This is a genomic window from Intrasporangium sp. DVR (assembly GCF_040365325.1).
Taxonomy (GTDB): Bacteria; Actinomycetota; Actinomycetes; order Actinomycetales; family Dermatophilaceae; genus Intrasporangium.
This window is the reverse complement of record NZ_BAABZW010000001.1, coordinates 290,013-303,971: the sequence shown is the minus strand read 5'-3', so window position 1 is coordinate 303,971 and position 13,959 is coordinate 290,013. Positions and strand designations below refer to the sequence as shown.

Here is a 13,959-nt window from a genome sequence, read left to right as displayed (position 1 = left end):
ACTCCACTCGCGGATCCCAGCCGGCTACCTGAGCCAGTGGGCTTGACTTCGATCAGGGTACGCAGGGGCCGAGTGGCCTCACAACCGATTTATCGAGGATTCCGGAACTTTTTTCTCGCCGGCTTCACGACTCCACGGATTCGGCTGTCCGCGAGGCATTTTCGAGCAGCTCTTGCGGATCGGCGCCACGGAGGATGGCGAGGACGTCAGGACCGTACTGCCCGAGCTTGCGGGCGCCGACGCCACTGATCGTGGCGAGCTGCGCCTCGTCGGCGGGCTCGCGCTCGGCGATCGCGGTCAGCGTCGCGTCGGTGAAGACGACGAAAGCGGGGACACCGGCGCCCTTGGCGACACCGAGGCGCCACGCACGGAGCCGGTCGAACAGAGCCTCGTCGTAGTCGGGCGGGCACTCGTCGCACCGCCCGGTCTTGCGGTGGGCGGCCGTCGTCAGCTCGGCGCCACAGCCGCGGCAGTGGACCACCGCCGCCACCTTGGGCCCACGTCGGACTCGGCCTGGTGTGGAGGCCGCGGCCCGCGCACCGCTTCCGAGGATGGCCTCGGCCGGGGCCAGGAAGCGGGACACCCGCCGGCTCGCCCGACCACCCGGATTGCGGGCCGAGGCCCAGGACAGGAACAGCTGCCTCCGCGCGCGCGTGATCCCGACATAGAGCAGGCGCCGCTCCTCCTCCAGCGCCTCGATCCCCTCGGCGAGCGAGATGGGGATGAGCCCGTCGGATGCCCCGACGAGGAAGACGGTGTCCCACTCGAGGCCCTTGGCGGCGTGGAGGCTCGCGAGCGTGACGCCCTGCACTGCGGGGGCATGCTGCTCGGCGGCGCGCCGGTCGAGCTCGGCCACCAGCTCGGGAAGCCGAGCATCCGGAGCCGCGCGACCCAGGTCGTCGGAGAGCGAGGCCAGCGCGTTGAGCGACTCCCAGCGCTCGCGCGTGGCACCACCGCTCGTCGGAGGATCCGGGGACCAGCCGGCGCCGGAGATGACGTCCCGGGTGATGTGGCCGAGCGGCTTGCTCCCGTCGTCGCTGCGGGCCGCACCCCGGAGCAGGAGCACGGCATCGCGGACTTCCTTCCGCGAGAAGAACCGCTCCCCTCCCCGGACGAGATACGGCACTCCCGCAGTCGCCAGGGCCGACTCGAAGGCCTCGGACTGGCCGTTGGTGCGGAAGAGCACGGCGATCTCGGCCGCTGGATGCCCCCCGGCGACGAGCTCGCGGATGTGCTCGGCCACGGCAGCCGCCTCCGCCGGGTCGTCGGCATGTGCGGAGAGGACGGGGGTCGGGCCTGCGTCGCCCTGGGCGGTCAGCCGGACCGACGCTCCCCGACCCGCGGCGGGTCCTGACGAGATCACGGTGTTGGCGAGCTTGATGATCTGTGGCGAGGAGCGGTAGTTGCGGACGAGCCGCACGGTGCGCGCGCCCGGGAAGCGCCCTGCGAAGCCGAGGAGGTGCTGCGGGGAGGCGCCGGTGAAGGAGTAGATGGTCTGCGCCGGGTCACCGACGACGGTCACGTCACTGCCGTCCCCGAGCCACAGGTCGAGGAGACGCTGCTGGAGCGCGTTGACGTCCTGGTACTCGTCAACCACGAACTGCCGGTACTGGCCCCGGACAGTCCTTGCGATGTCCTCGCGCTCCTCGAGGATCCCGACGGTGAGGAGCAGGACATCCTCGAAGTCGATGACCCCCCTGGCTGCCTTCACGTCCTCGTAGGCCTCGAGCAGCCGAGCCATGGCGGTCAGGTCCAGGCCCGGCGGCTCCCGGCGAGCTGCACGGGCGGCGGCGGCGTAGGACTGGGGTGTCAGCAGATTGACCTTGGACCACTCGATCTCCGCGGCGAGGTCGCGGATCGCGGTCCGGTCGAACTGGAGACGCAGCCTGCTCGCGGCCTCGGCGACGGCCGGGGCCTTGACGCTCATCACCTCGGGCGCCGCTCCTCCGATCGCCTGGGGCCAGAAGTAGTGCAGCTGCCGCAGTGCGGCTGCGTGGAAGGTGCGCGCCTGGACGCCGTGGACCCCGAGGGACCTGAGTCGCGTGCGCATCTCCCCCGCTGCGCGGGCCGTGAAGGTCACGGCGAGGATCCGTTGCGGCTGCTGGACGCCGGAGTGGACCGCATAGGCGATGCGGTGCGTGATGGCCCGGGTCTTGCCGGTGCCTGCACCGGCCAGGACACACAGCGGCCCGGGCGGCGCGGAGGCGACCTCGCGCTGCTCGGGATCGAGCCGGTCGAGAATGTCGTCCGGATGCGGTGAAGCGGACAGCGGTCACTCCTGGTGGGTCTGCGGTGGGTCGGGTAAGGGAATTTTCAACGGCCCCCGGCGGTTCCCAGTGCCGGTGCCGCCATCCTCGCACCCAACCCTGACACGATCTGACCGCGAACCACAGCCAGCCCCGTACACGGAGAGACCATGCCGAACCCGACGCCGCTCACGCCCGCACCGGGCACCATCACGATGTTCACGACGCACTGGTGCGGCTACTGCGCGCGGCTCAAGAGCCAGCTCGAGCGCGAGGGACTGAGCTACACCGAGATCAACCTCGAGGCCAACCCCGAGCACATCGACTACGTGGAGCAGGTCAACGGCGGCAACCGCACGGTGCCCACGGTGGTGTTCCCGGACGGAACGTCTGCCACGAACCCCACCCTCGCGGAGGTCAAGGCCCGACTCAGCGCGTGAGGTCGAGCACCGACTCGACGGTCTCCCCCAGCCAGTGCTCGATGATCCGCTTGGCGATGGAGAGCCCGAAGGGAGCGCGGATGGTGCCGGCACGAAGCGCCGTCCGATAGTCCTCCCGGGAGACCCACCGGGCCTCACTCAGCTCGTGGGGATCGAGCTCGAGGTCGGATGTGAGCGCCCGGGACGTGAACCCGATCATCACCGATGAGGGGAACGGCCACGGTTGGTTGCCGAGGTAACGGACGTCGGTGACCTGGATCCCCACCTCCTCGGCGACCTCACGGGCCACCGCGGCCTCGAACGACTCCCCCGGCTCGACGAACCCGGCCAGGACGGAGAAGCGGCCCTCCGGCCACTGCGGTCCGCGCCCGAGGAGGAGTCGCCCCGCCGTGTCGACGACCGCCATGATCACGGCTGGGTCGGTCCTCGGGTAGTGCTCGCTCCCGTCGTCCGGGCAGACCCGCAACCAGCCGCCCTGTGCCGGTGCCGTGACCGCGCCGCAGCGGGAGCAGTGGGTGTGGGCCGCGTGCCAGTTCGCCACGGCGAGGACGGTGGTGAAGAGCGCGGCGTCGCGGTCGTCCAGCCCCGCGCCGGCCTGGCGCAGGGTGAGCCACCCGTCCTCGGCCTGGGGGGCCGAGGCGCGTGCCTCCCCCTCCGTGGGCCGGCTCTCCTCCGGGCGGGCCACGCCGACATAGGCAGTGCCCTCGTCGTCCCGGCCGACGAAGACCGTCACGGCCTCGGAGTCCGCCGCCGTCGGGGGACGCAGGCGTAGCCGCAACGGGCCGTCCCCGGTGGCGGCCGCGGGACCGGCGGGCGCCACGGGCGCGCGATCACCGCGGAGCTCCAGCACTCGGGTCCGCGGATCGGAGAGCAGCCGCTCCACGAGTCGCTCGTCACGACGCTCGTGACCCGAACGGTCGAGCGGTGCCCCGGACAGGGCGACGTCAGGCAGGCTTTCTCCGCTTCGGGCCACGTCGTCACCCTACGGCCGCACGTTCGGGCACGCCCCCGAGCCTCCCACCATCGGCCCGGGGCTCACCTTACGGTTGGAGGGTGACCCGAAGCCCGCTCGTCCTCGCCGCGCTCGCGAGTGCTGCCGTGCCGGGTCTCGACCCCGTGTCGGTGGAGGGCATCCGCGCGCGCCGGGGCGGGGCCTTCGACGTCGCCTTCGTGACCGACCGACAGGAGCGGCGCTGGGTGATCAAGGCACCGGTGACGCACGGGGCCGGCGCCGAGCTCGAGGCCGTGGCGGCCCTGGGACCGCTGCTCGGCCGTCGGCTCGACCTCGCGATGCCTCTGGTCCGGGGCGAGGTGCGCGTTCCCGAGGGCCGAGCCATCGTCTACCTCAGGGTCCCGGGCCGGCCGCTCGACTTCCGTGCGCTGCCTCCGGGCGGTCTTGCCGCGAACGTGGGCCGCGCGCTGGCCCATCTGCACAACATCGAGCTCGCGGTCTTCGAGGAGGCCGGCCGACCCGTCTATGACGCCGAGTCGCACCGGCGCCGCCAGCTCTCGGAGCTCGACCGCGCCGCGGCGACGGGCCACGTCCCCACCAACCTGCTGACCCGCTGGGAGCAGCGTCTCGAGGACATCTCACTCTGGCGGTTCGCCCCGACCACCGTCCACGGGTCGTTCGTCGGAGACAACGTGCTGGCCTCGTTCGATGACGAGGACCACGCCGAGTCCGGCGAGCTGCGCGGAGTGCTGGGCTGGGAGGAGTCGCGTGTCGGTGACCCGGCGGATGACTTCGCCGACCTGGTGCGCCTCGCGCCGGCGGACACGATCGACGACGTCCTGCGCGCCTATGCCCAGGCGCGGGTGGAACGCCCCGACGGCAACCTGCTGGCGCGCGCCCGGCTCGCGGCGGAGATGACACCGATGCGCGTCCTGCTGCGAGCCCTCGCCGGCGGTGCCCGAGACCTCGTGGAGCAGACCGCGGAGTCGCTCCGCGAGCTGGACCGGAGCACGACCGCGGAGGACGAGCGCCGTGCCATCGACGCCGAGGCCGAGCGGCGAGGCGCCGAACCGTCACGGGGCTCCGGGTCGCCGGATGTGCGGCCGGGTGGCCTCGAGGCAGAGCAGACGGCGTCAGCCGGTGTGGACCCAGGTCGCCTCGAGACGGACCCCGAGTGGGATGCCACGCAGCCGCACGCCATGGTCTCCGATCCCTCGGCGACCCAGGCGATCGAGCAGTCCGGTGACGACTCGCGCCGCGACCCGGACGACACCGACCACCCAGACGAGGCCGGCGGCCAGGGCGCCGTCGGCGCGGGAGACGGTGAGCACCGTCCGGTCGGCGACGCGATCTCGCTACCCGCAACAGTGCCCGCTGACGGGTCAGTCGGGTCCGCTCGGCCCAGGGCCACCCGCATCGAGCTCGAGCTGGACGACCCCTTCGACGACCCACAGGTGCGCGAGGATCGGGACCGGCGGCGCAGCTAGGGCCGGCCACGCCGACCGGATCCCGACCCTCCTCGGTGCCGCTCGACTCCGCTCCGGCCGCTCACTCGGGAATGGTGGAGAGCATCGCGGCGAGGACCGCCTCGTCCGGCATCTGCGGGCGGACGGTCACTCCCTCAGAGGCGTAGAAGAACGCCGCGTCGACGAGCCGCGGGTCCACGCCGCGCAACCTGGCGAAGGCGACCGCGTAGGCGGCGAGCTGGAGGGCACGCACCTCCGCCTCCCGGCCGGAGGGCCGCGCACCCGTCTTCCAGTCGACCACTGTCCAGCCCCCGTCGTCCCGGGGGAAGACGGCATCGATGCGGCCCCTGACGGCGATCCCCTCGATGACCGTCTCGACGGCCAGCTCGATCTCCTCGGGGCTCCGCTCGGCCCATTCGCTGGCCAGGAAGTTCGCGCGCATCCGGTCCAGGTCAGCGTCGGGTTGCGCGTCCTCGTCGGCGCTTCCGGGCAGGTCCCACAGGTCGACGAACGCCGCCCGCGAGAAGTGCTCCTCGATCCACGCGTGGAAAGCGGTGCCCTGACGAGCCGCCGGGGCGGGCGCCTCGGGCATCGGGCGTCGGAGTCGCAGGGCGAACGTCTCCGGGTCGCGGGCGAACGCGACGAGCTCCGACGTGGACAGGTGTCGCGGCACGTCGACGACGGGCTCGTCGCGTCTGCCCTTCGAGGCCTGCTCGGCGAGCAGGAGGCGCAGATCATCGATTCGCGGGTCGCCCGACAGGTCCGGTGGGCCGGCCGCGATGAGGGCGCTGAGACGCTCGGGAACGCTCCCCAGTGCCTGCCTCCGGTGCAGCAGCGGATCGTGCGGCCAGCGGGCAGAGAGCGGCTCGGCCAGGTAGGGGTTGGAGGGTGCGGTGGCCTTGCCGTTCTTCGTGACCGGCGCCGGGGCGGGGTGCCACTGCTCGACCGAGACCAGGTGCGCGAAGGAGTCCCTGATCTCGAGGAGGAAGCGCGAGGGGACGGACAGCGTCTTCTTGCCGATCCCCCAGAGGTGCGTCGAGAGGAGCAGGTCGGTGCGCGCCCGGGTCACGGCGACGTAGGCCAACCTGCGCTCCTCGTCGACGGCGTGGCTGCCGCCCTCCTCGGCGAAAGCCTCGATGGCAGCGCTGAGCGCCTTGCGGTCCGGGCAGGCACGCCAGTCGAGCGCGGGCAGGCCGTCGTGATCCCCACGCAGCTCGTAGGGCAGGGAGTCGAGCCCGATGAGCCAGCCCTTGTCCTTGGGGACTCCCGAGCAGCGGTACTCAGAGGGCCCCTCGTCGCGCTCGCCACCCGGTGTCTCCATCGGGACGACGGAGGTCGAGCCGTGGTCCGGGAACGCGCCTTCGACGAGGCCGGGGATGGCGACCACGTCCCACTCGAGGCCCTTTGCCGCATGCACCGTGAGGACCTGGACGGCGTCGCTGTCCGACTCGACGGTGCCGGCGTCGAGCCCGCGCTCCTGCTCGCGGGCGGCCTCGAGCCAGGCGAGGAAGCCCGCCAGGGTTGGCCGGTCGGAGCTCGTGGCATGGCGCGCTGCGACGTCGGCGAACGCGTCGAGGTGCACGCGGGCCGTCGATGCCGTGTGCTCCGGGCGGGAGAGGACCTCGACGTCAAGACCGATGCCGGTCTCTGCTTCGGCGATGAGATCCACGAGGGGAAGGGCGGTCAGTCGCCGCAGATGGCGGACGACGTCAGCGAGCGCCTGGAGGCGCCGTAGGGCCTCCGCCGTGAGGTGCACCCCGCGCTGCCCGCGCCACCCCGGCGGGGGCAGCTCGTCCAGGGCTTCGACGAGCGTGGCGGCGTCAGCGCTGTCGGCGGCGAGGTCGGACGACCTGGGTGGGTCGACGGGGACGTCCTGGGTGGGGCCGTCCGCGTCCAGGAGGGCATCGTCGCCCGGTGTGTGGATCGGCAGCAGGCCCTGGGCCGGCTCTGGGTGGCCCGGGCGCCAGGGGCGGGAGTGAAGCTGCTTGGCCCAGGCCCAGAACGCATCGAGGTCGCCGGCCCCGAGTCGCACGATCGGCCCGGTGAGCAGACGCATGAGCTGGTCGCCGCGGGTCGGATCCTGCACGACCCACAGGAGGGCCACGAGGTCGCTCACCTCAGGGGTGCTGAGCAGGCCACCGAGGCCGACCACCTCGACGGGGAGCCCCGCGTCACGGAGCGCCTCCATGACGACGGGGAACGATGACCGCCGCCGGCAGAGGACGGCGGCCGTCCGGCCGGTGCGCCGACCGCTCGGTGACCGCCAGCGCGAGGCGATCCAGGCGGCCACGTGCTCGGCCTCCTGCTGCGCCGTCTCACGCCGGACGATGGTGATCTGCCCCGGCCCGGCGCCGGCCCGGGCCCGCAGCGGCTGCACATGGGCGGTGGCGAGCGGCGCGGCGGTCACGTTGGCAGCCGCGAGGATCAGCTCGTCGTTGCGCCAGCTCGTCGACAGCGGTAGCACGTCGGCGGCTCCGGCCGAGTCGGCGAACTCCGTCGGGAAGCGGAGGAGCGTCGTCGCGCTGGCACCGCGCCAGCCGTAGATGGACTGGTTGGGGTCGCCGACCGCAGTGAGGGCGACCGCAGCGCCCGATCCGCCGTGGAAGAGGGAACGGAGGAGGGCGAGCTGTGCCTCCGACGTGTCCTGGAACTCGTCGAGGAGCACGGCCGTGAACCGCTCGCGCTCGATGGCGCCGACCGCGGGCACCGTGGCCGCGACCCGGGCAGCCAGGGCGACCTGGTCGGCGAAGTCGAGGGACTCGCGCTCGCGCTTGAGCCGGAGGAAGGCCTCGACGATGGGCAGGACGGTGCGTCGCTCGCGAAGGACGCCGAGAGCGTCCTTCGCGGGGGTGAGGCTGCCCCTTCCGTCGCCGTCGGGAAGCTGCTCCCACCCGGCGATGACCTCGTCGAGGTGCTGGATCACCTCGCCGGGGGTGCGGACGTGCTCAGCCATCTCGCCGGCCAAGGACCGCACCGCCTCGATCACCGTCGACTCGGACTTGGTGACCCCGTCCATCGGGCCGTCCCAGCGGGACACCGCCTCGGCAGCCAGCTGCCAGGCTCCGGCTTCGGTGAGGACCCGGAACTCGGGCTCGATCCCGAGACGCAGGGCGTGCTCGCGGACGAGTCGACCGGCGTAGGCGTGATAGGTCGACACGGTGGGTGTGCCGCCGAGCACCTCGGCACCGGTCCCGTCGTCCTCCGGTGGGACCCACACCCCAGCGCGCACCAGTCCCCGCAGGCGCTTGGCGATGCGTTGGGACAGCTCCGCGGCCGCCTTCCGGGTGAAGGTCAGGCCCAGCACCTGGTCGGGGGCCACCAGGCCGTTGGCCACCAGCCAGACCACGCGAGCGGCCATCGTCTCCGTCTTGCCGGAGCCGGCCCCGGCGACGACGAGGAGGGGGCGAGGGCCGGCCTCGATGACGGCGGCCTGCTCCTCCGTGGGAGGCGGCATCTCCAGGGCCCGCGCGATGTCGAACGCCGAGTAGCGCAGGCACCCTGATGCCGCTGGTCCCGCAACGGGCTCGGTCGTGGTCGTCACAGGGCATCCCCCTCCGGCTGCAGCGGGCAGGACGACTTGACCGGGCAGGTCCGGCACGTGCTCTGCGACGCGACGAAGCTCGCTGCTCCCATGCCCTCGGCTGTCTGCTCGACGAGCACTCGCGCCCAGTCCGGGTCCTCCGCGTCCGCCAACGCGGGCTGGCTCAGCACCGACGGACGCAGCCCGGTGAGGCCGGCCTTGCCGATGAAGACGAGGGCCGCCCCGGCGCTCTGGTCACCCAGGGTGGGAAAGCCGTCGGAGGCGACCGCCACCTGGTAGGCGCCGAGCTGGCCGTGCTGCTCGAGCTCGGCCTTCGTCGGCTTGCTGGTCCCGGTCTTCAGGTCGACGATGCGCAGGCGTCCAAGCCGGTCGCGCTCGATGCGGTCCACCCGGCCGGCGACCACGGCACGGCCGACGCGGACGCGGAACTCGGTCTCGATGCCCACCCGTTCCCACTCGTCGGCAACCGCCTCGCGGTAGGCGACGTAGCGGGCCACCATGTCGTGCGCCTCGCGGCGGGTCCGCTCCGTGACCCACCCCGGCCGCAGGCCCAGCCTGCCCCAGCGCGCGTCGACCTCGGCGACCAGCTCGTCGCGGGTCGCATCGGGTCGCTCGGCGACGACGTCGTGGACCAGAGTGCCGACCGAGGCGGCCCCGAGCGACGGACCGTCACCTCCGACCGAGGTCAGGAACCAGCGCAGCCCACACTCGGTGAAGTAGGTGACCTTCGACGGCGAGACGTGAACCGGCTCGTCCTCGCGCCGCACCGGCCGGTCCGTCGTCGGTTGGCGCAGCGCCCACCATCGTCGCGGGTCAGCCCCGCGGACGCCGGCAGCGGCTGCCGCGGAAAGCAGGGCCAGGGCCGGCTCGGCCACGCCCGGGTCGGGACTGACCACCTCGCGCCGCAGCTCGCCGATGAGGCCCGGCAGGGACATCGGCCGGGACATCTCGGCGTGTGGGCGCACCTCGTCCGCCATCCGTCCGCCCTCGGGGGGGTCGACGAGGTCGAGGTAGACGGACGGCTGCTCCTCCTCGTTGCCCACGGCCGTGACGAGCAGCCGCTCGGTGGACCGCGAAACGGCAACGTGGAAGAGCCGGGTCTCGTCGTAGCGCACCGCCGCCTGTGCCGCCCGGAACCCGACCGGCCGCCCGCCGAGGATGTCGACGAGGTCCTCGGAGCCGAGGATCGAGCCGCGCAGCCGCAGGTCGGGCCAGACCCCCTCCTGCACACCCGCCACGACGACGAGTCGCCACTCCCGGCCGGCGGCCGTCTGTGGCGTCACCAGGGCGACCTGCGCGCCCGCCTGGCCGCCGAGGAGCAGGGTGTCGCCCGGGACGTCCTGGCCGCCGACGTGCTCGATGAACTTGTCGGGCCCGGCGGTGGGGAGCCGGTCGACGAAGGTCCGCGCCGCGTCGAAGAGGGCGAGCACGGCGTCCAGATCACGGTCGGCCCGGTCGGACCACGGGCCGCCGGTGAGGGCCTGCCTGCGCCAGGCCCCCGCGACCCCGGCACCCTGCCAGATCGCCCAGAGGACCGACTCGGACGTCACTCCGGGCTCCCATCGCCCGCCTGCCCCGACGCGTGCTGCGTCGACGCCGGCGGCGAGCGCCGTCGCAACCCGGGCAGCCGGTCGCCCGGTCTCACCGAGGCGGCCGGCCCACAACGGGTCCCGAACCAGCTCGGACAACAGCTCGTCGCTCGACCGCCCGCCGCCGTCGGCGAGCTCCTCCTGGCGCAGCAGCCGCCGAAGGCGCCGGAGGCCGACGGTGTCGGACCCGCCGAGGGGCGACAGCACCAGGTCCGTCACGGTCGCGGGATCGACGACGCGCGTGGGATCTCGGGCGATCCGCACGGCCTCGTCGAGAAGCACGAGCAGGGGGCGAACGGCGTTCTCGTCCCGCACCGGCGTCTCCGCCGTCGCCGCAGCCACCGGCACACCCGCCTGGCCCAGCGCTCGACGCAGGGTCGCCGCCCGCGCGGCGCCGCGGACGACGACGGCCATGTCGGTCCAGGCCAGCCCCTCGACGAGGTGCCCCCGACGCAGGACCGAGGCGATGTGGCTCGTCTCCTGGGCCGCAGACCGGAGCAGGGCGACCTGCACTCGCGACCTCCCCGACGTCGGCCGGAGGCCGCGCTGCTCGCCGCCACCGAGCGCACCGATGCGCCGGGCCACGCGCAGGGCGACGTCAGCGACCGCCTCCGGCAGGCGGTGGCCCTCCGACAGGACGACGGTCTCGCGGCGCACGGCTCCCGGCGCGGCGGCCCCGAGCGACTCCCAGCCGTGCGCCAGGAAGCGCGGGTCGGCGCCCCGGAACGTCTGCACCGCGGAGTCCGGGTCGCCGAGCAGGACGATCCGTGGTCCCCCACGAGCGACGACCCGGAGCAGGCGCGCGGCCGCGGAGGTCATCTCCTGCGCGTCGTCGACGACGACGAGGCGCAGCCGGTCGTGGAGCCGGGCGAGCGCCGACGGGTCGTCCTCGAGGAGGTCGGCTGCCGCCGTCAGCACCCAGGCCGGGTCGTAGGAGCCGTATCGGCTGAGGGCGGTCACCTCGTCGTACTCGCGTAGCACCCGGGATGCCGCGACCCACTCCGGCCGGTCGTGCTCGACGCCGAGACGACGCAGGTCCTCCGGGCCCTGCCCGTGCTCGACCGCGCGCATGAGCAGGTCGCGCAGCTCGTTGCGGAAACCGCGCGTGGCGAGGGCATCGCGGACCGACGCAGGCCAGTCCGGGCCGGGAACGTCGCCGGAGGCGTGGCCGGCGAGCAGGTCGCGCAGGATGGCGTCCTGCTCCGGACCGTTGAGCAGGCGCGGGGCCGGGTCTCCTCGCAGGGCCGCCTCGGCGCGCAGGATGCCGAAACCGAGCGCCTGCCACGTCCGGGCGAGGGACTGCGTCGAGGTGCCGGAAATGCGCGCGGTCACGCGCTGTCGCAGCGACCCCGCGGCTGTCCTGGTGGCAGCCAGGACGAGACACTCGTCGGCGCGCGCCCCCCTCGCGACCGCGTCCGCGACGAGCTCGACGGCCAGGGTCGACTTGCCGGTGCCGGGACCACCGAGCACGCGGAGAACCGGTGCCACGGAGTCGAGGGCACGCTGCTGCGAGTCATCCAGACGCACCTGCCCGACGACGTGAGCGGGTGCTCGGCGGAGGATGACCACCGCAGGATTCCATCACGAGCCGCCCACAGCCGAGCGGACCCGGCGCGCGTGCCGCGCGATTTGCGCACATCGCCGGGCAGACCCACCCGACCCGGCCACCCCGCGAGGGGTCCTGGGCGGGGAGCGAGCCCAGCGGCATACGGCATCGGGGTGGGGCCGGCCGACCTCACTCGGCGACCAGCTCGACCTCGAAGCCGGCGTCGTTCTCGAGGTAGGCCGCATAGTGGTCCGGGCCGCCCGCGAAGGGGTGCCGGTCGGCGAACATCAGCTCCCACCCACCCTCGGCGCGGGCGGCGACGAGCTCCTCGACGTCCTCGCGTGACCCGGCGTGGAAGGCGAGGTGGTTGAGGCCGGCCCGACGGCGTTCGTGCGCCCCGGCAGCGACATCGGGCCCGGACTCGAGGACGATGTAGAGGGACCCCAGCTCCCACGCCTGACCGTGCCCCCAGTCGTCGCCGAGTCGATAGCCGAGACGGCCGAGCAACCAGCCCCAGCTGCGCTTGGCCGCGGCGATGTCGGCGACCCACAGCTCGACGTGGTGGAGGGCGCCGCGCTGCCCGGGCGGCTGCTCGCCGACGGACGGGATCGCCCACCGCGCGGCCGTCAGGTCTGCCCGGCCACCGTCGAGCAGCCCGCGGACCATCGGGGTCCCCTCGGCGCGCCAGTGCTCGACCGCCACGGCCTCGTGCCCCTGCGGGGGGCGCCCGTCGGCGCGGATGACCCGCCACCAGGGGACGTCCGAGCCGTAGCGGCTCATCACCGTGCCGACGTTGCGCGCCCCGCCCTCGCCGAGAGCGCGCGCGATGTCGCCATAGGCCACGACACGCCCGGACGGGATCCGCGCGACGATCTCGAGGACCCGCTGGGCGTAGTCCTCCATCAGTACTCCGGCTGACTCGGGTCGATCTCACGCAGGTAGGCGATGATGCCCCCGGCCACGTTGGCGACGTCGACGTAGCCGGCGCGCATCGCCAGTCGCGTCGCCTCCGCGGACCTCGCCCCGACCTTGCAGTGGATGAGCACCCGACGGTCACGAGGCAGCTCGTCCCAGGCGGCGCCGCTGCGGAACCGGTCGAGGTGGATCGGCACCGCCCCCGGGATGGACGCGATGGCCCGCTCCTCGTCACCCCGGACGTCGACGAGAACCGGCGGCCGGCTCCCGGCCAGCTCGTCCGCCATCTCGCGCACCGACACCTCGGGGATCGCGCCCTCGTCCGCTGCCGGCGCCCCCGGGACCCCACAGAACTCGACGTAGTCGATGAGCTCGGTGATCGACGGGCGGTCGCCGCAGACAGGGCACTCGGGGTCCGCGCGGACCGTCAGGGTGTCCCACGACTGACGCAGCGCGTCATGGACCAGCAGGCGCCCGGTCAGCGGGTCACCCAGCCCCAGCAGCAGCTTGATCGCCTCGGTGGACTGGACCGAACCGATTGCGGCACAGAGGATCCCGAAGACGCCGCCCTCGGCGCAGCTGGGGACCGCTCCGGGGGGCGGGGGCTCCGGGAAGACGCACCGGTAGCACGGGCCGTGCCCCTTCCACCACACCGACACCTGACCGTCGAAGCGGAGGATCGAGCCCCACACGTGCGGCTTGCCGAGCAGGACGCAGGCGTCGTTGACGAGGTAGCGCGTCGGGAAGTTGTCGGTGCCGTCGACGACGAGGTCGTAGTCGCGGATGATCTCGAGGGCGTTGCCGGAGTCGAGCCTGAGGTCGTGCCGGATGACCTCGACGTGCGGGTTGACCCGTGCCACCGCGGCCTCGGCCGACTCGGTCTTGAGCCGGCCCAGGTCGGCGTCGGAGTGGATCACCTGGCGGTGCAGGTTGGTCAGCTCCACGACGTCGGCGTCGACGACACCGATGGTGCCCACACCGGCTGCGGCGAGGTAGAGCAGAGCGGGGGACCCGAGCCCGCCGGCCCCCACGACGAGGACCTTGGCTGCGGCCAGGCGCTCCTGGCCCTCGTGGCCGACCCCCGGGATCAGGACGTGCCGCGCGTAGCGCGTCACCTCCGGGCCGGAGAGCGGCCGACCCGTCTTGACCAGTGGCTCGAACGGCATGCCACCACGGTACTGGTCGGTATTGTGAGAGCGACATCGTCGTCCACCGTCGCCGACCGGCATCGCGGCGGGCCCGATGCGCGAGACCACCCAAGAGG

The 13,959-nt window shown here is 73.3% G+C and carries 8 protein-coding genes; 2 read left to right on the top strand and 6 right to left on the bottom strand.

Annotation, left to right across the window (positions count from 1 at the left end; translation table 11 throughout):
- Positions 1–124 precede the first annotated feature (124 nt).
- Positions 125–2,269: an ATP-dependent DNA helicase UvrD2 gene (locus tag ABWV20_RS01440; RefSeq protein ID WP_353353198.1), complete on the bottom strand. Its 2,145-nt coding sequence runs from the start codon at positions 2,267–2,269 to the stop codon at positions 125–127.
- A 147-nt stretch (positions 2,270–2,416) separates the two neighbouring features.
- Between ABWV20_RS01440 and ABWV20_RS01435 the strand changes: the two genes are divergently transcribed.
- Positions 2,417–2,686: a mycoredoxin gene (locus ABWV20_RS01435; protein WP_353352965.1), complete on the top strand. Its 270-nt coding sequence runs from the start codon at positions 2,417–2,419 to the stop codon at positions 2,684–2,686.
- On the opposite strand, the gene nudC is transcribed toward ABWV20_RS01435, so the two are convergent.
- A complete protein-coding gene (nudC, locus tag ABWV20_RS01430; protein ID WP_353352964.1) occupies positions 2,676–3,659 on the bottom strand; it encodes an NAD(+) diphosphatase in 984 nt (327 codons plus the stop codon). The two genes, ABWV20_RS01435 and nudC, sit on opposite strands and share 11 nt — an antisense overlap.
- 80 nt (positions 3,660–3,739) lie before the next feature.
- Here nudC and ABWV20_RS01425 point away from each other — a divergent pair, with 80 nt between their 5' ends.
- Positions 3,740–5,125, top strand: a complete 1,386-nt coding sequence (locus tag ABWV20_RS01425; RefSeq protein ID WP_353352963.1) for a phosphotransferase — start codon at positions 3,740–3,742, stop codon at positions 5,123–5,125.
- 61 nt (positions 5,126–5,186) lie between these two features.
- Here ABWV20_RS01425 and ABWV20_RS01420 read toward each other — a convergent pair whose 3' ends face one another.
- The 4 genes from ABWV20_RS01420 to moeB form a co-directional block, all read right to left on the bottom strand.
- A complete protein-coding gene (locus ABWV20_RS01420) occupies positions 5,187–8,645 on the bottom strand; it encodes an ATP-dependent helicase (RefSeq protein ID WP_353352961.1) in 3,459 nt (1,152 codons plus the stop codon).
- Positions 8,642–11,803 carry an ATP-dependent helicase gene (locus ABWV20_RS01415; protein WP_353352960.1) on the bottom strand — a complete coding sequence of 1,054 codons (3,162 nt, stop codon included), beginning with the start codon at positions 11,801–11,803 and terminating at the stop codon, positions 8,642–8,644. The genes ABWV20_RS01420 and ABWV20_RS01415 overlap by 4 nt, the downstream gene beginning before the upstream one ends.
- Positions 11,804–11,969: 166 nt before the next feature.
- Positions 11,970–12,683 carry an MGMT family protein gene (locus ABWV20_RS01410; protein WP_353352959.1) on the bottom strand — a complete coding sequence of 238 codons (714 nt, stop codon included), beginning with the start codon at positions 12,681–12,683 and terminating at the stop codon, positions 11,970–11,972.
- Positions 12,683–13,861 carry a molybdopterin-synthase adenylyltransferase MoeB gene (gene moeB, locus ABWV20_RS01405; protein WP_353352958.1) on the bottom strand — a complete coding sequence of 393 codons (1,179 nt, stop codon included), beginning with the start codon at positions 13,859–13,861 and terminating at the stop codon, positions 12,683–12,685. The genes ABWV20_RS01410 and moeB overlap by 1 nt, the downstream gene beginning before the upstream one ends.
- Positions 13,862–13,959 lie beyond the last annotated feature (98 nt).

Bases quoted from the DNA above. Each gene is read 5' to 3' on its own strand.
- ABWV20_RS01435 (WP_353352965.1), top strand. From the start codon at position 2,417: ATGCCGAACCCGACGCCGCTCACGCCCGCACCGGGCACCATCACGATG.
- ABWV20_RS01410 (WP_353352959.1), bottom strand. From the start codon at position 12,683: ATGGAGGACTACGCCCAGCGGGTCCTCGAGATCGTCGCGCGGATCCCG.
- moeB (WP_353352958.1), bottom strand. From the start codon at position 13,861: ATGCCGTTCGAGCCACTGGTCAAGACGGGTCGGCCGCTCTCCGGCCCG.